Here is a 20,062-nt window from a genome sequence, read left to right as displayed (position 1 = left end):
AGGCGGGTTCATCCCGACGTCGAGGCCTCGCCATCCGCCAATCACCGCACAGCTGGGTAGAGGCCGCCGGCCGTGGGTCCGATCGGCTGATCTGCCGTGTGGGCGCGCCGGGTCCTACGCTGCCGGGATGATCTCTGCGATCCTCGCCGGAACCGCTCGTTGTCCTCGCTGGGTGCTCGGCGGTGCGGTGTCCCTTGCCGGCGTGTTCGTAGGGGTGCATCTGCTGTCGGCGTCGCACAGCGGTATCAGGTCCGCGATCTCGGTGGTGCTGTCCTTGCTCGCGCTTACGGCAAATTTCCTGGCGTCGGTCGCGGTGAGCCGGTGGCGGCCGGCGGCGTTCACGGTGGATGCCGCGGCGTCCGCATTTCGTACCCTGCCCCAGCCGGGCCATGTCTACCAGGCCGTCGGCATGGCGTTCTTCAGCGCGACCTTCATCACCATCACCGTCAACATGCACACCGAGCTGCGCGGCTGGCCGTCCCCGGACCGGGCCGAGCAGTTCATGGCCGCCACGATGGTCGTCCTTGCCGTCTTGCTCGTCGTGTTGAGCGTCGTTTTCATCACCGCGGCATGGCAGGGCATCGGTGTGCGGTTAGGGCCGGACGGTCTGCAGGACCGGAGCGTGCTTGGCGCGCTCGCCGTCCCGTGGGACGCCTTGACGACGGCCTCGCTGCCAGCCATCACCCCATCGGCGCTGTTCCTGCAGCTCACGTACGCCAGGCCTGATCTCATCCGCGTCGACGGCCTGCCGTTGACCCGGCGACAGATCCGTACCGACACCGTCAACGCGCTGTTTCTGGCCCACACGATGCACCACTGCCTCGTCCATCCCGAGCGTCGCCAGCGTATCGGCACGGCAGCCGGATACACCGAATTGCTGACCGCGCTGTACGGCCCGGGCCCCAATAGATTCAGCCATCCGCCGGCGTGAGCCTGAGCGGGTTCAGCGGCTACGGGGGTGGCTCGACCGGTCCCGTAGCCAGCTGCGCGACAGGGTCGCCGCAATGGCGAACGCCGGCAGCGCGGCAAAGAGTAGATGCGGTGGGGTCACGTCGAAGATGAAGATCGCGATGAACATCGCCACCGCGAAGGCGAACCCGGTACCGAGAAGAACCCACCACACGACATCCGCTCGCTTCATGGCGTGAGTGTAGGTGCGAGCGACCACCACGTCCCATTGTCGCTGCTGTCTCGGCTGTTGCCGGCACGGGGCCGCAGCCTCGGCGCGATCACCGCCGGGACCGGTATCCCGAAGCCCTCACTCACTGCACCGCTATTCCACCGCGGCCGGCTGCACAGCGCACTGAGCGCTCCATGCCGCGACCCCGGCGTTGAGACGGTCGACCTCCGCTGGTGTGCCGATGTCAGAGCGATACTGGGGCTCGGCTACGCATCAGCGCCACTCGTGCCAGGCATTCCCAACATGGTCGGCCTTGGAGCGCGCAACTGATCGAGCCGGGCCGGTTTCTCGCGGGCCGCGTTCAGCGTGGCGGTTTCGGCACCAACACGTCCGGGCGTGTCGCTGCGAGAGCTTGGACGAAGGAGCGCACGCAAGGGCGGTAGTGCGCCTTGTTCGCGGCATGGGAGTTCGCCAGGCCGGGGCAAGTCGCGGCCGAGGATCCCGGACATTTGCCGCGCAAGTGTCTAGCATGCGTCGTCGACCACACACCTCCCCGCAAACAAGCTTGGTCGGCTGGCCGAGGCGATGGAGTCCGTCCCGACGCTGAAGCGCGGATCGACGTGATCCGGCGTCGGTCGCGCCGTAATCTCGTCGATCGGCGCATCGGGCGGCCTCAGCGGTCGCAAAATGGTCGGGCGAGCGCGAGGTCGGCGTCCACTCGGCGCAACAAGTCGAAACCCCACGTGTTGACGCCGTCCAGGTCGACCTCGTTGTAGATGCGAGCTGCAAGGTCGTGCAGCGAGCGGGCGAGCCGGGCGTACTCGAGGTGGGTGAGGTCGAGTCGCTGCGCGCCGTAGGCGTGCAGGAAGCGCACAGGGTCGGGTCCGCACAAGGCGGCGAACAGGTCGTGCTCGCGCGGTGCCAGCATCGTCTGACCCCAGTCGAGCAGCGTCGCGACGCGACCGTCGCGGTCGACGAGGACGTTGTGAGGGAACAGGTCGTGGTGGCACACGATGTGGGGCACGTCGATCGCGCGGGCCCGTTCGATCACCGCTTCGAGCCGGTCGACGTTGGCCATGACCTCGTCGCGGCGGTCGACGATCCATGGGTGGTCGTGCCGGTCGCGCAGCACCTCGATGCACCACTCGTCCATATCGGTGCGGGGTAGGACGAGGTCGGCGATCTCGTGCACGGCGCGCATCGCCCGCGCGATCGCGTCGGCGTCGTTCCACGTTGCCTGGCGGCCGTCGACGAACGGGAACAGCGCGTAGCGCCGGCCATGGTGCTCGGAGGTGTACGAGCCGTCGAGCGCTCGCTGCGCCGCAGGAACGGGGATGCCCCGAGCCGCCAGCTCAGCGGTCAGCGCAAGTGCGGCGTCGCTGCCGGGCTGCTGACGCCAGAGTTTCACGAACCAGCGCCCGTCCGTGAACGCATCCGCTTCGAACCCGCCCGGGTGGGGCCGCAGCTCGCCCACCTCGACACCGAAGGCGTCGCGGACCTGAGTCGTCGTCGGCGGGGTTGCTTCGCTCCACATCGAACCAGGATGCTACCGCTGCCGAGTCCTGCCGGTCGACGTCTTGCGAGTATCGGCTCGAGTGGCCGTGGATCTGCACGACCAGCCCGTGCCCGCAGCGATTGCGGCCACGCACCGGCGGGCTGCAGCACCTCAGACGACGGCGAAACTCGCTCGGCAGTGACGAACGAAACGTCGGTGCACGCACGACTTGGGCGTACTACTACACCGGCTTCCCACCGATCCGGATCACCGACACGGAGGTCAGGCCCTTCGCGCCGGGTCCGGTCCGTGGGGCACGGGCCGTGCTGATCCACGACGACGTGGTGATCTTCATCGGTGGGTACGGCGCGCCGCATCGGCTGGGACTGTCAGCCGTCGGCGCGGAATGCCCATCGGGCGCGGACGACACCATCCGGGTCGGCAACGATCGCTCGGGCGAGCATGGCGATGCCGTTGCTGTAGATGATCGTGGCGGCCCGGGCCCCGGACACCATGGCGCGCAGCTCGTCGTGCAGGCGGTCATCGCATACCTGCTGGTTGATCCGGCCCTGCTGGTCCTGCCAGACCATCGTGAACAGGCCGCCGGGCAGATCGCCCAGGACCGCGCCGACGTCGGAGGACAGGTCCGGCCAGACTGCCAGCATCGTTCTGGGCGCGAGCTGGTCCCGCACGGTGGCGAGGGCACCGGGGGTGAGCCGGTGGAACGCCGGCCGGTTGACGACAGCCGTCGCCTCGAGCAGCAGCGACCCGTGCGCCTCGGCCTGCGCGCCCACCTCCGTCCAAAACGCGTCATCGGCCGGCCGGCGCTCGTCGGTGTTCTCGAACTCGTACGCCCACGGCGACTCCGGGATCGGCTCCACGAAGAGTCCGAGCTTCCGCGCCTCGGCCACGGCGACCGGGCACGGCACCTCGCTGCCGACGTACATGTACTGGTCGTAGCCGACGTGGACGAGGAACCGGTCGTCGAGCTCCAACCGGCACCATGCACCGTTCTCCCGCAGCATCACCCGGACCAGCTCGAGTCCGACGGCCAGGTCGATCTGCGCCCCGTCGTGAAAGCCGGCGAGGTCGGGCGGGAACAGCCCGGTGAGGCCGTCGCCCTCAACCGGTGGATCGAGCCCGAAGTTGATCCAGCCCGCCACCTGCGGCTCGCGGATGGCGAGTCGGGCGATCCCGGTTTCCCGGCCGAACGCGGCGACCGCGGCGAGATAGGCAGACTCCACTGTTCCGTGATCGCTGCGCTCGTAGTCGTCGTACCAGTGAGTCATCGGATCCCGCTTGGTGACCTTGTAGACGTAAGCCGGCACAGCCACCATTGTGAACGAGGGCGTTCGACCCATGCCGATGATCGGGTGGGAGGTCCAGGTGCTCGGCCATGGTGTCGATGTTGAACCGGCTGCCTTCGGTACACGTGAAATTCGGGTGTGGCCGGCTGCCTTCCGTGCCACCCTTGCCCGACGTCATCGCTGCGAAGGAGAGCCTGTTGACAGGCCAAGACCGCGTCCAGGACCTCAACCGGCAGGCGTGGGACCATGCCGTCGACCGTGGCGACAATCCGTACACCCGCATCGTCTCCTCCGCGCGCGTGGCCGCGGCTCGACGAGGCGACTGGTCACTGACCGTCAGCGAGCAGCGGCCAGTGCCGAGACACTGGCTTGAACCACTCGCCGGGGCTCGGGTGCTCTGCCTGGCTTCGGGTGGCGGGCAACAGGCGCCGATCCTGGCCGCTGCCGGCGCCGCCGTCACCGTTGTCGACCTGTCCTCCCGCCAACTCGACCAGGACCGGTTCGTCGCCGACCGTGACGGTCTTGAGATCACCACCGTGCAGGCCGACATGGCAGATCTGAGCGTCCTTCCTGATCAGGGCTTCGATCTGCTGATCAATCCCGTCTCGACGCTGTTCGTGCCCGACCTCACCCCGGTCTGGGCCGAGTGTCATCGTGTCCTGGTCGACGGCGGCGCCCTGATCAGCGGCTTTCTCAACCCGGACGAGTTCGTGTTCGACAGCGACGCGCTGGACGACCACGGTGTCTTCGTCGTCAAGAACCCGCTGCCGTACAGCGAGATCGACAGCCTCAGCCCCGAGGCACGCCAACGGCGGCGGCAGGAAAACGGAACGTTCCACTTCAGCCATACGATGGAAACCCAGATAGGCGGCGTCATAGCCGCCGGCTTCACCATCGACGGGTTCTATGAGGATCGGCGGACCGAGGCGGACGGCAACCCTATTCGCCACTTCATGCCCAGCGTCTTCGTGATGCGCGCCCGCAAAGTCTGAACCGCGACCGCCGCCCAGGGCGCACGCAGTACACCCTTGCGCCGCATACCCTGCTTCACTGCCCTTGGCATCCGGACTTGCCGGCGGCAGGGCGCGCCGCTGCCCCGGCGTCCAAGCCGGGGCAGCGATCGTTTCGAACCTCTCAGCGGTCGCCGGGGCGCTCGTGGCTGGTTGTGGCCTTCTTGGCGTCCGCTGCGTTCACCTTCGGCGGGAAGGCGTTCTTGGCGCACGCGAAGTACCAGATGGCGTGCACGAGCGTGTTCTTGAACTGGTGCAGCGAACGTAGCGCGTTGCCGCGGAGGCTGTTGGCCTGTTGTTGTGCGAGCGCTGGGTTCGCGGCGTACGTCTCCATCGTCGAGGCGGGCGGCTGCTTTGTGACGATCGTGTACGTGTCGCAGTCCTCGTGGTAGCACGGGTCGAGCTGCTCGCCCAGGACGCCACCGTACTTGGCGACCTGCTCGGCGGTCTTGGGTGCCTCGGCCCCGGCGAACACGCCGCCCGCCGGAATGCCGCGGTTGATGAAGCCGACGTAGTCCGAGCGGCCATCGAACGGGATCGGCTCGCTGACCATCCCGCGCTTGGCCCAGTAGCCGGTGAGCACCCGCTCAATCGTGCCGGAACCCTCGGGTCCGGCGTTCTCGGAGCCGAACGTCGAGCCGTCGCCGTCGTAGACGAGCCGCGCGAAGTTCGGCGACGCGATCATGTCGGTGTCGAGCATCATGTCCGTTCGCGCGACCTCGCGGTCGGACAGGTGGGCCGCGTAATACTGCGAGCCGACCAGGCCGTCCTCCTCGCCACCGAACCACAGGAAGCGGATCTTGTTGCGCGGCGTGCCCACCTTGGCGAGCTGCTCGGCGAGCTCGAGCTGGAACGCCGTGCCTGACCCGTCGTCGTTGATGCCCGGACCCGCGGTCACCGAATCCAGATGGGCGCCGAGCAGCACCATGTGGTTCGCGTCCCCGCGCTTGGTCTCGGCCACCACGTTCGGATACAGCCTCTGCTCGTCGACACCGTTGGTCGCGAGGTCGACGGTCGGGTTCTGGCCCGCCTTGTACGCGTTGTAAAGCTCCTGACCGACGGCGAAGCTCGACGCCACCGCCGGCAGCGGGTAGTCGAACGGCGCCGCGCGGAACAGGGCGTTGCTGCGAGCCGCCGTGTCACCCTCGTTGAACAGGATCACCCCGATGGCGCCCGCCTGCACGGCGTTCTCCAGCTTAGAAGTGAACGAGCAGGTGCCCCGCTGGATCAGCGAGACGGCGCCGCTGGTGGCCGCGGGAAAATCCGACAGCTCACAGCCGGAGGTCGATCCGCCGGGGCTCGGGATCACGACGTCGTCGGTCGGGACGACCTTGACGTTCGTCAGCGCCTTGGTCGGCGTGTGCTCGAACGCGATGAAGTCGACCGACGGCGAGTCGTCGTCCCCGGCGCCGCCCGCGACATAGGCCCTGCCGGTCGGCGAGACCTGCCGAAGCGCGGGCGCCGCGTTCTCATGCCACTCCGGCATGTTGAACATCTCGTAGTGGACGCTGTAGCCGGCCCTCTCCAGCGTGGCCTTCACGTAGGCCGCCGACGCGGTGTAGCCGGGCGTCCGCGTGGCGCGCGTGCCACCGTTGCGGTCGGCGATGCGCTGCAGCGCCCGCTGATGATCGGTGATGCCATCCACCGTCACCAGCCGCTCCAGCCGTGACGAATCAACGTCCGGTGGCGCTGCGGCAGCCGGCGACGCGCCGACAAACGCAACGATGATGACGGCCGCACCCACCAATCCGACCCGATGCATCTCGTCTCCCGCCTCTTACCCCTGGAAGGTCACCGTCCCATAGCCAAATATCGATCACAACCCTCATCTATGTGGCGACCCACCCCTGGCGGTTGCCTACGTAACCCCTCTCCGGCACCCGCGCCGTCATCGATTTGGACGCCGCGACGGTCGAGCCGCTCACGCTCGGCCGGTACGGGGGATACGGGTGTCGGCAGCGGCGGTCGACGATGGATGTCATGGAAGCCGAGCTTCGACCCACGTACGACGCGGACCCTGACATCTACGACCGGTACGAACGGGAGGCCGACGAGTACCTGGCCTCCCATGGCCTGCGCGTCGCCGCGGAAATGCTGCCCGCGGTCCGGGCGACAATCGTCCGTGAGACCCGGCATGAGGCAGATTTCTCTGCCGGACGAGGCAGCGTGCCGGGCAACACGTCCCTGATGCGGATCTGCGCCGCGCAACTCTGGCACGGTGGCGCCGTCGAGGACGCCCTGTTGGTGTACCGGGCCCGCCGGACCAGCATGGATGCGACCGGCGCCATCGACGGGGAGCTCATGCTGGGCGCCGACGTTCTTCCGACGCGGTGGTACCTGGTGGCCCTGGGCACCGACGAGGCCAGCGAGGCGCTCCGCTACGTCAGCAGCCTGGCGGAGGGTTACGAGGCCGGCCGCTTCGCCGCCGACCTCGACGACTACTACCGCAACAGCTGACACCGGAACACCCGTCCCGGTTGAAGGCGCGTGGGGCCGCTGGCGTGCCATGCCCCACCGGGGGTTCAAATCCCCTCCGGTCCGACATCCTGATCTCCCGCTGACCGCGCTCGTCGGCGCGCGGTCTGTTGCGACACCGAGTGACTGGGACACAGAGCCTTGTTGCTGGTCGTGTCGGATGCCACGCGCGTGGCGGCGGTCGTTGCTGCGTTCTTGGCGTACCGTGCGCCAGTGGGCTTCTTCGGGACTTCGTGCTGGCGCGGTCCGACCGTCTCCTCGCCGTCGAGGAGGCGACGCTCGGTTTCGGGTATCAGCATGAGCATCTGTACGAGCTCGGCGGTGGATGGCAGCTGCTGGAGACCCGGGGCATCGGGGACCCGCAGGACTTCGTTGCCGCCGGCGAACGGTTTGTCGCCGCCACCGGTGACGGCGTGCCCGCCGCATATGTGAACGCCGGCGACTGTATCGGCGTCCATGGGCGGACGTCCGAGGGTTGGACCACGTCGTTCCATCTGCCCGTTGACGAGGCTCCGTGCTCGTATCGGCATCGCCCTCAGGCGGCGGCGCAAACGAGGGAGGCCGTCGGCGCCGATCTTGAGCAGTGGGCCCGCAGCGCCGGGCTGACTCCTGTCCCGGAGCAGGTCCGGGCCATCGCGGCCTACGACTATCGCGGCAATTCCAGCTGGGGCCATGAGCTGCCGCTCGAACTGCTGCCGGCGCTCGGTCTGCCCGAGGCCGCCGAACCAAGCCCAACCTTCATCGACCTTGAGCAGCTGCCCTGGTGCGCAATCGTCGGTTCCAGTGGCCTGGCACGGCAGGCGTTGGGACGCAGGATCTACCGCGACAGCCGCAAGGCAGCGGACAGCGGAGTCTTCGGCCCGGAACAAGAATGGGAACGCGCCGCAATCGCGATCGAGGCCGACATCTGGGCCGCCAGGCATCGCCCGAACGCCGACACCACGACATTGCGAGAACGCGCCGAGCGGCTTCTCGACGCCTGCCGGAACGACGAGAACGCAATGGTGTACCGCTGGCGCAGCTGAACTCCCCGCAGACGCCGACGCCGTTCCTGTCAAACGTCCCGCAGCGACGTACCGTCCGGTCGGACATCTCATCTGCGTCATGGTCCGAGGCCATCGGCTCCGGCGCCCGCAACATCACGTCAGCACGGCTCGGGAATCGAGCAATCTTGGCATCCGCTCATGCCGCGCTTGAGCGACCGCCAGGGAGGACGACGCGCCGTCGCCCGCGCGAAAGATTGAAGGTCAGGCCATGCTGTCCGCCGCTGACGGATGACAGCAGCCCTTGCCGCAACACAGAATCGACGGGTGGCCATGACGTTGCGGGCGGTCCTGGAGATCCCCTTCAGGGCACCGGATCCTGTGCCGTGGCCCGTCGCCACCCGCGAACCCGGCGCCTGGCTCACCCTCGACGGCACCTGCGGCGACCTCGAGATCGGGCTGTTCGCCGCAGTCGTCGCCGGCTACAACAACATCCCGCCCGGCAAGCTGGCCACAGCGGAACACCTGATCGCGCCGGGCGGGCTGATCCTGACGGACCCCACCACCGTGATCACCCCAGGTTGCTGCTGCGGCCTGGAGGACTGGCGCGACTGGGCCCGCGCCCTCGTCGACAACGAACCACCATGACTCGGCCACGACCCGACACCCACAATGTCGATCGGCGACCGGATTACCGTATGGCAGGACACCGGACCACCAGAGAACCACGCCCCGATCCTGTCCGGCCCGCACATCACCCTCACCCGCACTCACCTCGCTGACCTGCTCCAAGGTGTCCACCGCGACCTGACCGCGTTCACCACCGCGCTCGCAGCCTGGGCCGAACGGCAGACCACCAACGGCCCAGCCCTCACCGCCACAATCGACGCCGCGTTCGCGTTCACCGCGCCGCTGCCCCCCAGCGCAATCTGACGCCGCGAGGGGCAGACGACTCAAGCTCTCGCGCACCGGTTCATCCAAGATCACACGCTCTGATCTGCCGAGAAGCGGATACGTGATCACATTGCGCGTCGGGACACTCTTGGGCAAGGATCAGGCCCATGACCTACGGAAAGGGCGCCCTGCGCCTCGCAGCGTGAGCAGCCCGGCGTCGGCGGTGTCGCCGGACGGCTGGGGGTGGTTGGAAGCGGGCATCGTCTCGGGTGATCTTCTGGTCCCCGGCAATCATGCGCGGTCCTGGATGTTCGACACTGTCCAGGCCGACCCGGGCGGGCCGACAACCCATCGTCTGCTGGCATTTACGACCGATGGCCGCGCATCGGTGCGCCGGACGACTTTCGAGTTGCTGGCCCAGTTGTGTTGCCAGTTCTCCGAGTGGCCTGTGGTGGCCTTCGCCGCCGAGTCGGCCTTGCGTGATGTGGACCTGCCGGTACGGCGTACCGCGGCGGCGTTGCTGGTGCACACCGGCGAATCCGATCGGGCGTTGGCTGCGTTGAACGCCTCGACTGATCCGGTCGTGCGGATCGCCCTCCTGCACGCCGTACTCCGGGGCAAGATCCCGGGGCATCAAGCGACCCTGAAACGCCTGCGGCGGGATCCGGTTCCGGCCGTCCGGCTGTTGGCCAACAGCGCGGCGTTGAGCAGGGACGACTCGGCGGCCTGGCCGGCGATGGATGCCGCGATCCGGGCCGATCTCGAAGCCTCCATCGGTGTCCTGAACGCGCCGGAATCCCGTGTTTCGGATTCAGCGGGTGAGCTCTGGTCGCGGGCGCTGATCGGTCTCGATCGGGAGCAGGACTGCTGTGCCTGGGCGGAACGGCTGGCGAACCCGGCCGAGAGCCGGCAGGTCAGGCTCGAAGGCGTACGGATGGCGGTTGCGGCGATGCGTGCGTGGCGCGCCGCGCCCGGCCGGGTGACGCCGATGCTGACCGGTCTACTCGGGGAGGGTCCTTCTGAGGTGCGGTCGGCGGCGCTGAGAGCGTTGGCGTTGTCGTTGACCGCGTCCCGGCTGCGCGTCGACGATCTCGCGGCGATGATGGACGACCCTGAGCTCGGCGCGGTGGCCGCCACTGCGCTGGGCTGTGTCGGCGACTGCCGCGCGGTGCCGCATCTGGTACGGCTGATGCTCTCCGACAGTGACGAGCCCCGGCTGGCGGAGGCGTTCCGGGCGGTTGCTCGGGCAGGCGCTGACCCGCAGGCGCCGGTGGCCGCTGCCCGGCAGATCCTGGCGGCGCTGCCGGCTTCCTGCTCGCCGGAACTGCCGATGCGCGTACTGGCCGCGTTCGGTCCGGCGGCGGTTGCAGCCGTGCCGGAACTAATTGCCAGGCTCGAGGGAGCCGAGAACGACACTCCGGACTGGGCGTTCTATGTCCTGGGACAGATCGGTCCCGCCGCCGCAGCTGCGGTCCCAGGGCTGCGGGACTACCCGACGCAAGGCGCTACGTTCGCCCTCCTCAAAATCACGTCGGATCGGGCCGTGGCCGAACGGTATCTTGCCGGACGCCCGGAAGAACTTCGCCGTGGCCGCTTTGCATCGGAGCTGCTGACCTGGCTCGCCGAGCACAGCGGGCTCACCGTCCGCCAGCACAAGCAACTGCGGAGCCTTTTCAGGGTTCCCGGATTCGAGCAGGTGGAATCGGCCGGCGCACTGTGGCTCCACGAAGGTCCCGCAGTCGCCGATGAACTGCTGGCGGTCCTGCCGCAGTACCTGTCCGACAACCTGCACGGGCCCAAGGTGCTGCAGGTATTCACCGCGATGGGGTCGCATGCACGGCCGATACTCGACCGGCTGGATCGGTTCATAGCCTCCCGGCGTCGAGCGGGGTTCAATATCGGCGATGACGACGCCGAGATGCGCGCGGACGAGATGTTGCTCGCCGCGACGATCGCCGCCCATGAGCAGATCTCCGGACAGCCCCGCAAGGCGAGGAGCTAGCCACCGCGTGGGCGTACTCATCTGCCGCCGACCGTGCGCGGTGGCTCGCCGCGTCGTTACGCTCCGTATGTCACCCCGGCGGCCACGTCCGCGGTCGCTGCGCTCGTAGCCGATGTGCGCATGTTGGCGGCTCGGCGCACACTGCCGCGGTGGACATGGGAGACGTGGGCGCGCGGTTTGTGGGTCGATTTGGTCCCGAGGTTGAGGGGTGGCTCGCTGAGGTCCCGACCCTCGCTGCGCGGCTGGCCTCCCGGTGGGGACTCGTGCTCGGTGAGCTGTTCCAGAGTGGAGCCTCATCTCTCGTCATGCGCTGTCAATGGCCCGACGGAACGCCGGCGGTGCTCAAACTCAGTCCGGATCGGGCACTGTTGACCAAGCAGGTGGAGATGCTGCGCGTGTTCGCGTCATCGGGTCGGGTGCCGGCCGTGTTGTCCACCGATGCGGAGGCCGGGGCGATGGTGTTGGAGGAGGTCCTGCCTGGCACCGAGGCCGAAGACATGCCACAGACGTCTTTGCCGCAGCTGTGGGGAGAGTTGCTTGCCGCACTCCACACCGTGGCTCCGCCCCCGCAATGGCCGTGGGATCTGCGCGGTCGGTGTGACGAGGCGTTCGTCCGGATCGGCCGGAGGCTGTCCGAACCAGCCATCGGTGCACGGATCGACCAGGCCGCCTGGCAGCGGTCGGTACGGCGCTGTGAGGCGTTGCTGGACACTCAGGCCACGCTCGTGTTGTTGCACGGCGATCTGCACCTTGGCAACGCGCTGGACGGCGGCCCGTCACGGGGTCTGGTCGCGATCGATCCGAAGGCGTGCATAGGCGATCCGTGCTTCGACGCCGTCGACTATGTGGTGGCCGGTGCCGGACATGAGGGTGTCGAGGCCCGTTGCCAGCGGGTGGCGACCGCATGCGGGCTCGATGGGGACAGGCTGTATGCCTGGAGTCGGGTGATCGCACCGATGGTAGCGATCGCGCACCTCACCTACGGCGGTCCAGAGCCGGTGATCGACGAACTACTCGCTTTGACTTGTTGATCCCAGGCGAATATCCGCCGAGGTCCGAAACGACTGCGCGACCAATCCACGACTCGATCGTCAACGCCCGCGGCCACAACATCGAGCGGATTACCACACCGGCGTGACGGCACAACCACGCCCACCCGCGCCCGAAACGACTCGGAGGGGCGTCCGGATCTGCCGCCGGTCGGGCGCCCGTATCTTAATCTGGTCCGGCGGCCTGGCGCGTGGATACCGTGAGCATGTGACGCTTGTTGAGGAGTTGCGTCGTCGTGCCGAGCGGTCTGGGGCGCCGCTGCCAGGGCTCGGCGATGGTCGGGACCGCTATGGGCCTGTTGCCGCGACCCTGTTCACGGCAGGCGGCTTCATCAGCGTCCGCCGGCACAGCAGTGGTACAACTCTGGTGACGATCTGGGACCACCGCGATGAGCTCGTGGCTTGGGGGCACGCGCCCGGCGTGGACGACGTCGTCAACACGCTGCGGGCCTGGCAGGACGACCTGCCGTTGCGGGATCTGTGCAGCGACGTAGCGCGGTACCTCCAAGCCGGCGATGCTCAGGCCGCGACCGAGACATTGTGGGACCTGCTAACCGATAGCGGTGAACCGTTCCTGCACGCGATCGTCACGGCGGCCGCGGCGAATGAGACACTGCGAGCGCTGCGACCGTGGGTCAGCCATGGCACCCTGCATCTGCTGCACCCAGCCGATTCCGTTCATGGTGTACGCCGTGGCCTGGCGTTCCACCCGACGGGCGCGGCCACCTTCAGGGTGCACATCTACGACGGCCCGATGGGACTCGTCGAGGACGCCGCAACCGCCGCGACAACGGCAGCCGCAACAGCTGCCACCTGGTGACGAGCAAACTACCTACGCGGCCGGCCAGCGAGGCGACGGAGAGAGCGTGGATTGGTCAGGCGCCCGCTCATGCCGCGATCAGCTCGCCAACTGACCGACCTGGCCTGGTGCACAGTGGGCCGCCATCGCCGATCAAGAGGGTGACCTCTCCAATGTCAGCAGCTCGTCCGACCAGTACTCTTCGGTGGTGCCTCGACTCAAGGTGCTGGTGGTCGCGTTGGTGGTCGTCGCCGCGGTGGCCACCTTCGTGCTGCTGCCCCGTCGCGAACGGTTCAAGGCCGGTGACTGCATCCAGCTCGTGGGCTTGGCGGTGGTCGACTGCGATGACGGCGACGCCGACCATGTCGTCCTCGGCGTCGAAGACATCGAGGACGACAAGGCACGCCGGTTCCCCTGCGGTGCCTGGCCGCAGACCAACACCGACCTGATTATGGACGGGCCGGGCGGACGTCCGATACGTGTATGCATGAAGCGCCTGCCGCGGTAGGCCTCAAACCACTGCCAAGGAACGCGTGGCGGTCCTCGTTGGACCTGAGTTGATCGACGGGCGCCGCTGCAGAGCCACCTGCTCACATCTGCCGCGATTGCATCGCTCTGGGTGCCGCTGCAAGATCCACAGGCGGTTCAAGCGGCGGTCCGGTGCATGAACGAGTACGTCACTTGTCGGTGTACTTCTTTACGGTGGCGGTGATGAACGACCCGGCTTGGACCTGAGTTCCGGCCGGCGGATCTTGGGCGAGCACCACCCAGTTGGAGTCGATGACCGGCAGCCGGTTGGCGCCCGTTGCGTCGACGGCTGGCGATACGTGCAGGCCGGCTGCCCGCCATGCGTCCTGGGCGGCCTGATAGTTCATTCCGACGCCGTTCGGGACGACGACGGTGGTTGCGGCGACGGTAGTGGCGGCCGCACTGGTCGGCGTCGTTCGGGTCGGCTGGGCCGCCGCGGTCGACTGTGTCGGCAAGCTCGACGTCACTGTCCCAATCGGCACAGGTTGATCAACCGAGCCGGCACCTACCTTGGGGCCACACCCGACCAGCCCAACCGCCGCCACACCGAGCATGTAGGCGAGCGCCCATGTTCCGTGCCGCACCATCCAGGTTCCTTCCCGAAACCGACCAATTACCATCGTCCACAACCTGACGGACAGACGATCGGTGTCATGCCTCGCGCCAATGGCAGCATGATCGAGCGCGCGCTCATGCCGCTGACCGTGCGCGCCCAGCCGGCCTCCGCTCGTCACAGCTGGTGACCAATATTCCGCATTGGATCGCACCGTGATCTGGCCGATAGGCGTGCGAGCTGGCAGTTCTTTGGTTGAGTCGGTTTTGCCGGGCATCTCCGGAGTCGGTCGGCTCGGCTGGCTACAGCCAGATCTGCTCCCAGTGGCGGTCGCCCCAACCGTCCTGGTTCACGAGGTAACCGCGGAAGATCTCGGCGACTTCACCAAGCGTGTCGACTTCACATCTGAAGTGAAGATCCGGGCTGCCCTCGCGCCGTTCGACCCAGAACACTCCGGCCGGGATCTCAAATCGACCCCCGACGGCCGCCTGCAGGTAGTTCTCGCCGCCCATGTCGACGATCAGATAATCGAGCCCGCTACCGAGCCGGCGGACCTGCGACTCGACATCGAGGGCCGACGGTTGCGCGATCGGGCGGCCGTGCGATCGCTCCAGCGTCAGCCTCGGTACGCCCAACCGGAAGCCGGCCAGCGGCACCCGGTAAAGATCGGGCATCTCCTCCAGCGGCATGCCCTCGATAACGAACCCGCACAAGGCCGCCAGCGCGTCCTCACCGAGATCCAAAGGATGAAACGGCAACGGATAGGGCTCGGCGTCATCGTCGTCATCGTCGACCGGATGCCGCCCAGCCCAGTAGGCCTGCTCGAACGGCAGTAGGTCACCGCGATCCTCGACGATGCCGTCATCAGGGCTCAAGCACAGCGCTCGTTCGAGCGTTCCGTCTGCGCCCCAAACCGCGAAGCCGAGAAAATCCGAGACGCTATGCATCGAATGCAGGATCACGCGCCGACCCGCCCCCTCGGCCAGCCAACCCGGCCGTAGATCGCCAGGCCTTATCTCGCCCAGGTCGGCTGCGCAAATGACGGTGAGACCCCGGAACACTCCGACGTACAGCAGGCCGGCCGTCGGGTTGATGTTCCGCCCCAGGTTGCCGTCCTCCACCGCAACCACATCGCGCCCGGGAAACAACCGCGCCACCAGCGCCTCGGCCGCCGCGCGATCCAGCTCGGCCGCATCGTGCAGCGCCTGACCCACATCGCCTTCGGCGTACAGCAGCAGCGCGGTCTTGGCACCCACGTCCGGACACGCTACGGCAACGGCCCCGGACCCAATGCCTCCGTCGGCCAGACAGTCAGCTCGGGACTGGCCGCCCTCGGCAGATCACCTCCGTACATCACGATGACAGCGGTCTTCGGGCCGCGAGGCAGGGGCGTACCAAGATCTGGTGCGCGCGCTCATGCCGCCGATGCGCGCGGGCGGCCGTCATGTGGCTTGCGCTCAGCAGTGGTTACAGACGCAGTACTGCCGGTCGCGCGTCGAGTCGCCCGTACGTCAAGATTCGTGCCAGGTACTCGCGGAAAGTCGCGAGCGTCTGCGGATCTGCTGCCAGTTTGACGATGATCTCGGCGTCTTCCAGGCCGAGGTCGGCGAGTGCGTCTTCGCTGACGACGACGCGCATTCGGTCGCCGTCGATGCTCAATTCGCGGATGCACCCGTATGCGGCTCCTTGGCACTCGGTGCTCAAACAGTAGGTGTCCATGCCCAACTGGACGTCCTGGGCACCGGGAGGCTCATCGCCGGCTTGGAAGATCAGGGCGCGGCCGGTGCCGTCGTCTCGTTCCCCGACGGCGGCAACCAAGCAGTCCTCCTCATCGACGCCAGCCAAGGACGCAACGAACTCGATCGGCATGGCGCCGTTCCTACCACAGCCGGGCCGAGACACCTACGACGAGATGAGCAGGACGTCCGCACATGCCGCCGATGGTGCGCGGCGATTTTCAAGTTGGCTACGGTCGGGCGACGGGCCGAGCGGCGAAGGCGCCCTGATCGAGTACCCGATACCTGTGCACTCGGTCTTGGAGTGGAACCACCATTGTCGAGACTCCTCGCCGAGATCATCCTCCGACGTCAGGCAGGACGGGCAATGGGGTTCTGGGGCACCTATGTGGTCCTGCGGTCGGACGAGCCGCCAGCACACGTGTTGCCGGCGATCGCGGCGCTACAAGGCGCCGTTTCCCGCGACGGCCCATGGAGCGCAGGCTGGCGGGTGTGGGTTGTGCGCGACTCGGCAGGCTCGCTACCCGACGATCTCCTCGAACAACTGCACGCCGTGACCGGCTCCCCGGTGTTGCTCGGCCGCGTACTGGACAGCGACGCCGTCCACGTGGTCGCCACCGGGACATCCGTGCGGCGGTGGGAAGTGTGGCTGCAACTCAAATATGCGATGGGTCACCTGCTGACTCCGCCGGCTTCCTTCGACGACGACAACTACCTCGGCGACGATTGGCGCGACCCTGCTTACGAGGCTCAGGTCGAGGTGACTCGACTCGAAATCCTTGCTCAAGCGCCGGGTGGTATGACGGGCGCCCGTTCAGCGCAGGCCTGGGCACGGGACGCCTGCCTAGTCCCGGACACCGTCGAAGCGATCGCGAGCGTCCTGGACGGCGATGAAACCTTCGCCGAAGGCCTCTTCTTCCAACTGCTACAGCGACTCGGCCTCAACCCCGAGTAGCCGTCCCCGCACCTACGAGAAGAGCTTCCCGACGTCCTGATCTGCCGCCAATCTTGCGCGGCGAGTCGACGGCGGCAATCACGTTCTGTTGGCCGCCGCCACGGCCGCCTGTGCCTCACAAACCGGGGTGCGCGCTCGTGGCACCCCTCTGTGTCAAGTAGCCGCTGAGAGGCGCTCGGCGGTGGGCCGAAGGGCGTTGCCGACGGTAACTGGCTCTCGGTCAGCGGAGCGCTGCGACGGCTTCTACCTCGACGAGTTGGTCGGGGTAGCCGAGGACCGCGACCCCGAGCAGGGTGCTGGGCGCGTCGTGGTCGGCGAAGTGCCGGCGGACCACGTTCCATGCCGTGACGAGGTCGGTGCGGTCATGGGTGGCGACGTAGACGGTCGTCTTGACCACATCGGTGAGGGTGGCGCCGGCGGCCGCCAACGCCGTGCGAAGGTTCGCCATCACCTGTTCGGCCTGCCCGGCCACGTCGCCGACGGCGACGGTCGCGCCGGCCTCGTCGAGCGGGCAGGCGCCGGCGGTGAACACCAGCCGCTGGACGTCGGAGGCCACCGCGGCGTAGGCGTACGGAGCCTGGTCGGTCAGCTGGGGCGTGCGGATCAGTTCGATGGAGCCGGGTACGGTCACGGACGCATCGTCGCAAACTCGCTCGGCAGTGACGAACGAAAATCCGGTCACCCGTGATCCCCGGCCGCCCACGATCGCCGGGCGTCCGGATCTGGCCGCGATCCGTGCGCTGTCAGTGGACGATCGGCTTGTTCGTCCGTCGCAGTCTCGGGAGGGCCTCGACGGCGCCTGTCGTGCCGGCCGCGACCTCGTCCAGCAGCTCGTCGGCCCGGCCGTACCGGACCAGCATGCCGGTCAGCCGGTAGCCGACGGACGCGTCGGCGGCGTGTTCGCGCAGTGCCTGCAGAGCCTCGTCGACCCGGTCGTGATCCTCCAGCATGGTGGCGAGCTGCTGGAGGCAGTGCACGTCGCCGCTGGCGGCGCGGTCGCGGAGCACCTGCATCGCCTCCTCGACGCGGCCGCGCGACTTCAGCATGCCTGCCAGCCAGCGGGCGTCGGACGTGCTGGTGGCGGCGCGGTCGCGGAGCACCTGCAGCGCCTCGTCGACCCGGTCGTGCTCCGTCAGCATGCTGACGAGGCGGCGGATGGCCTCCTCGTCGCCAGCGGCGGCGCGGTCGCGGAGCAGTTGCAGCGCCTCCTCGATGTGGCCCTGCCCGGCAAGGTCGGCGGCCAGTTGGTGGGCGTGCGCGGCTTCGGCGATGCCGGGCGGCAGCTCGAACGGTACATCGACGGCGCGGCGGAACTCGGCGGCCATGTCGATCATCTCAGAGAAGGAGCGGATCGCGCCGGGTTCGGAGAGGACCCGTGCCGCCTGGGCATGGCAGCCATGCTCGGTCAGCAGCTCGGCGAGCTGCTGGTAGGCGTACGGGTCCCCGGCGGCGTATTCGTGCAGCACCTGCAGCGCCTCGTCGAGGCGGCTGTACTCGGCCAGCAGGGCGGTCAGGCGGCGGACCCCGTACCGGTCGCCGCCGTCGGCGAGCTCGCGCAGGACCTGCACGGCCTCGTCGATGCGACCGCAGTGGACCAGCATGTCGGTCAGGAAGTGGGCGACGATCGTGTTGCCGGCGGCGTGGTCCCGCAGGATCTGCAGACCTTCGTCGGCGCCGGCGCCAGCGCCGTGCTGGATCAGCGTGGCGGCCAGGGGTACGGCGGCGAGCAAGCCGTCGGTGGCCAGCGCGCCGCGGTAGAAGGTGATGGCATGCTCCGGCCGGCCCCGGCGCTCGGCGTTGCCGGCGAGGCCGAGGCTGTCGCGCGGGTCGCGGTGGGTGAGGAGCGCGTTCCACACGAGGTCGGGCAGCGCGGCGGTGCGGCGGGTGCGCTGGGCGTGCTGGTGGAGGTAGTCGGCGGGCAGGTAGCCGGCGACCGCCCCCATGCCGGCCGGCACTGGCGTGAGGCAGGCGGCGGCGCCGTGGACGGTGCCGGTGGCGTACGCCAGGGCGCGGTCGAGCCAGTCGGCGGGGGCGGTCGCCTGCTGGGCCGCGGTGAGGTAGGCGGGCGCGGCGGCCTCGAGGTAGGCGCGGGTGGCGGGTTGCTGGGCGCCGACGCGGCGGGCGTCGAGCGCGGCGGTGATGACGGCCCTGCCGTAGCAGTCGGCGGCGGGGGCGTGCTCCCAGCGGTGGATGAGGGCCGGGCCGGCGGCGAGGACCTGGGTGAAGCCGGCGTCGGTGGTGTCGAGGGCGATCCGGATGCGCGGGTCGGTGCCGGCGAGCGCCTCGCCGTGGCGGCGTTCGGCCCGGCTGAACGTCTCGGGCACCTGGATCAGCCGGGCCAGGCCGAGCAGCTCGCGGTCGTTGGCGTACAGGTCCTGCTGGTCGGTGCAGGTCCGGGCGGTGCGCACCGTGTACTCCTCCGGCCACAGTGTCGCGACCACGACGGTGCCGGCGGTGACGAGCTGCCGCAGGGTGCCGGCCGGCAGCGCGGCGGGACGGTTGAGGTAGCGCTGCAGCTCGTCCAGCCACAGCACCGTCCGCGGCGTCGGCGCCTGGGCGTGGCCGGCGATCGCGGCGGTGTCGGCCGGGTGCAGCAGCCACCACTCGGGCAGGGTGGCGAGGGCCGCCTCGTGCAGGGTCCGGGTCTTGCCGACCGACGAACCACCCAGGAGCAGCACGAACCCGCCCTCCGCGGCGGCGGCGGTGAGCGCGGACCGAAGGTCGGCGTCGACGTCCCGCGGCACGTACGGCGGCAGCTCCCGGACGGTGCCGGACATCTGGATCGCGGCGTGGACGCCGAGCAGCCGCGGCCGGGCCAGCCGGACCCGGACCGCGCCGGCCGGCTGCGGCTGACCGGCCGTGGCCACCCGTTCCCACACGGCCAGCCACGGCCGCCGCGCCGCGTCGTCGTGCAGGCCGCACGCGAGCAGGAAGGTGACCACGGTGTCGCGGGTCGGCGTCGACCTGGCGTTGAGCAGGTCGCTCACCGTCGCGGCCGGCAGGGATCGCGGCCGTGCCGCCCTGCGCAGGTCGGCGTACGAGCGGCCGGCACGCAACCGGCCGCACGCCTCGGCGAAGTCCGCGAGGGACTGCACCGACGCGAGATCGAGCCCGCCGCCGTCGCGGGCGGCGGGAAGCTGGTCGTCGGTCATCTGG

Annotated in this window: 20 protein-coding genes; 11 read left to right on the top strand and 9 right to left on the bottom strand. The window is 68.7% G+C overall.

All coding sequences use genetic code 11. The annotated features are described in order from the left end of the window. Positions 1-127 precede the first annotated feature (127 nt). Positions 128-931 carry a hypothetical protein gene (locus ABZ321_RS50880; protein WP_354903623.1) on the top strand — a complete coding sequence of 268 codons (804 nt, stop codon included), beginning with the start codon at positions 128-130 and terminating at the stop codon, positions 929-931. Positions 932-943: 12 nt separating this feature from the next. Here ABZ321_RS50880 and ABZ321_RS50875 read toward each other — a convergent pair whose 3' ends face one another. The 3 genes from ABZ321_RS50875 to ABZ321_RS50865 form a co-directional block, all read right to left on the bottom strand. Continuing rightward, positions 944-1,141, bottom strand: a complete 198-nt coding sequence (locus ABZ321_RS50875) for a hypothetical protein (RefSeq protein WP_344505917.1) — start codon at positions 1,139-1,141, stop codon at positions 944-946. A 652-nt stretch (positions 1,142-1,793) separates the two neighbouring features. Then, positions 1,794-2,654, bottom strand: a complete 861-nt coding sequence (locus tag ABZ321_RS50870; protein WP_354903622.1) for an aminoglycoside phosphotransferase family protein — start codon at positions 2,652-2,654, stop codon at positions 1,794-1,796. Positions 2,655-3,004: 350 nt separating this feature from the next. After that, on the bottom strand, positions 3,005-3,943 hold the full coding sequence (locus ABZ321_RS50865) for a hypothetical protein (RefSeq protein WP_354903621.1): 939 nt from the start codon (positions 3,941-3,943) through the stop codon (positions 3,005-3,007). 68 nt (positions 3,944-4,011) lie between these two features. On the opposite strand from ABZ321_RS50865, the gene ABZ321_RS50860 reads away from it, so the two are divergent. Further along, positions 4,012-4,914 carry a methyltransferase domain-containing protein gene (locus tag ABZ321_RS50860; RefSeq protein ID WP_354903619.1) on the top strand — a complete coding sequence of 301 codons (903 nt, stop codon included), beginning with the start codon at positions 4,012-4,014 and terminating at the stop codon, positions 4,912-4,914. A gap of 142 nt (positions 4,915-5,056) precedes the next feature. Here ABZ321_RS50860 and ABZ321_RS50855 read toward each other — a convergent pair whose 3' ends face one another. Beyond that, complete coding sequence (locus ABZ321_RS50855; protein ID WP_354903618.1) at positions 5,057-6,583, bottom strand: M28 family metallopeptidase; 1,527 nt, start codon at positions 6,581-6,583, stop codon at positions 5,057-5,059. Between the two features lie 329 nt (positions 6,584-6,912). On the opposite strand from ABZ321_RS50855, the gene ABZ321_RS50850 reads away from it, so the two are divergent. From ABZ321_RS50850 to ABZ321_RS50815, 8 genes are all read left to right on the top strand, one after another. Then, positions 6,913-7,389 (top strand): hypothetical protein, encoded by a 477-nt coding sequence (locus ABZ321_RS50850; RefSeq protein ID WP_354903617.1) that lies wholly within the window; start codon positions 6,913-6,915, stop codon positions 7,387-7,389. Positions 7,390-7,640: 251 nt separating this feature from the next. Then, on the top strand, positions 7,641-8,432 hold the full coding sequence (locus ABZ321_RS50845; protein WP_354903615.1) for a hypothetical protein: 792 nt from the start codon (positions 7,641-7,643) through the stop codon (positions 8,430-8,432). A gap of 285 nt (positions 8,433-8,717) precedes the next feature. Beyond that, positions 8,718-9,038, top strand: coding sequence for a hypothetical protein (locus ABZ321_RS50840; RefSeq protein WP_354903614.1), 321 nt, complete (start codon positions 8,718-8,720; stop codon positions 9,036-9,038). A 24-nt stretch (positions 9,039-9,062) separates the two neighbouring features. Continuing rightward, the gene (locus tag ABZ321_RS50835) at positions 9,063-9,323 is read left to right on the top strand and encodes a hypothetical protein (RefSeq protein WP_354903613.1); all 261 of its coding nucleotides are present in this window, start codon (positions 9,063-9,065) and stop codon (positions 9,321-9,323) included. A gap of 163 nt (positions 9,324-9,486) precedes the next feature. After that, the gene (locus ABZ321_RS50830) at positions 9,487-11,286 is read left to right on the top strand and encodes a HEAT repeat domain-containing protein (RefSeq protein ID WP_354903612.1); all 1,800 of its coding nucleotides are present in this window, start codon (positions 9,487-9,489) and stop codon (positions 11,284-11,286) included. 263 nt (positions 11,287-11,549) lie between these two features. Then, complete coding sequence (locus ABZ321_RS50825) at positions 11,550-12,317, top strand: aminoglycoside phosphotransferase family protein (RefSeq protein WP_354903610.1); 768 nt, start codon at positions 11,550-11,552, stop codon at positions 12,315-12,317. Between the two features lie 226 nt (positions 12,318-12,543). Beyond that, positions 12,544-13,155 carry a DUF6193 family natural product biosynthesis protein gene (locus ABZ321_RS50820; RefSeq protein WP_354903609.1) on the top strand — a complete coding sequence of 204 codons (612 nt, stop codon included), beginning with the start codon at positions 12,544-12,546 and terminating at the stop codon, positions 13,153-13,155. Positions 13,156-13,342: 187 nt separating this feature from the next. Continuing rightward, complete coding sequence (locus ABZ321_RS50815) at positions 13,343-13,642, top strand: hypothetical protein (RefSeq protein ID WP_354903608.1); 300 nt, start codon at positions 13,343-13,345, stop codon at positions 13,640-13,642. 169 nt (positions 13,643-13,811) lie between these two features. Here the strand turns inward: ABZ321_RS50815 and ABZ321_RS50810 are convergent, their stop codons facing one another. The 3 genes from ABZ321_RS50810 to ABZ321_RS50800 all read right to left on the bottom strand — a co-directional run bounded on the left by ABZ321_RS50810 (position 13,812) and on the right by ABZ321_RS50800 (position 16,084). Beyond that, entirely contained in the window at positions 13,812-14,492 is a 681-nt protein-coding gene (locus ABZ321_RS50810) for a PASTA domain-containing protein (protein WP_354903606.1), read from the bottom strand. A 25-nt stretch (positions 14,493-14,517) separates the two neighbouring features. After that, positions 14,518-15,471 carry a hypothetical protein gene (locus tag ABZ321_RS50805; RefSeq protein ID WP_354903605.1) on the bottom strand — a complete coding sequence of 318 codons (954 nt, stop codon included), beginning with the start codon at positions 15,469-15,471 and terminating at the stop codon, positions 14,518-14,520. A gap of 211 nt (positions 15,472-15,682) precedes the next feature. After that, positions 15,683-16,084: an Imm10 family immunity protein gene (locus tag ABZ321_RS50800; protein ID WP_354903604.1), complete on the bottom strand. Its 402-nt coding sequence runs from the start codon at positions 16,082-16,084 to the stop codon at positions 15,683-15,685. Between the two features lie 234 nt (positions 16,085-16,318). Here ABZ321_RS50800 and ABZ321_RS50795 point away from each other — a divergent pair, with 234 nt between their 5' ends. Then, positions 16,319-16,906: a hypothetical protein gene (locus ABZ321_RS50795; RefSeq protein WP_354903603.1), complete on the top strand. Its 588-nt coding sequence runs from the start codon at positions 16,319-16,321 to the stop codon at positions 16,904-16,906. Positions 16,907-17,126: 220 nt separating this feature from the next. Here the strand turns inward: ABZ321_RS50795 and ABZ321_RS50790 are convergent, their stop codons facing one another. Beyond that, positions 17,127-17,495, bottom strand: a complete 369-nt coding sequence (locus ABZ321_RS50790; protein WP_354903656.1) for a RidA family protein — start codon at positions 17,493-17,495, stop codon at positions 17,127-17,129. A 154-nt stretch (positions 17,496-17,649) separates the two neighbouring features. Then, positions 17,650-20,058: a hypothetical protein gene (locus tag ABZ321_RS50785; RefSeq protein ID WP_354903602.1), complete on the bottom strand. Its 2,409-nt coding sequence runs from the start codon at positions 20,056-20,058 to the stop codon at positions 17,650-17,652. Positions 20,059-20,062 lie beyond the last annotated feature (4 nt).

The sequence above is a fragment of the Dactylosporangium sp. NPDC006015 genome, from assembly GCF_040614215.1.
Taxonomy (GTDB): Bacteria; Actinomycetota; Actinomycetes; order Mycobacteriales; family Micromonosporaceae; genus Dactylosporangium; species Dactylosporangium maewongense.
Note: the sequence above shows the minus strand (reverse complement) of the source record. Positions and strands in the feature narration are given on the sequence as shown.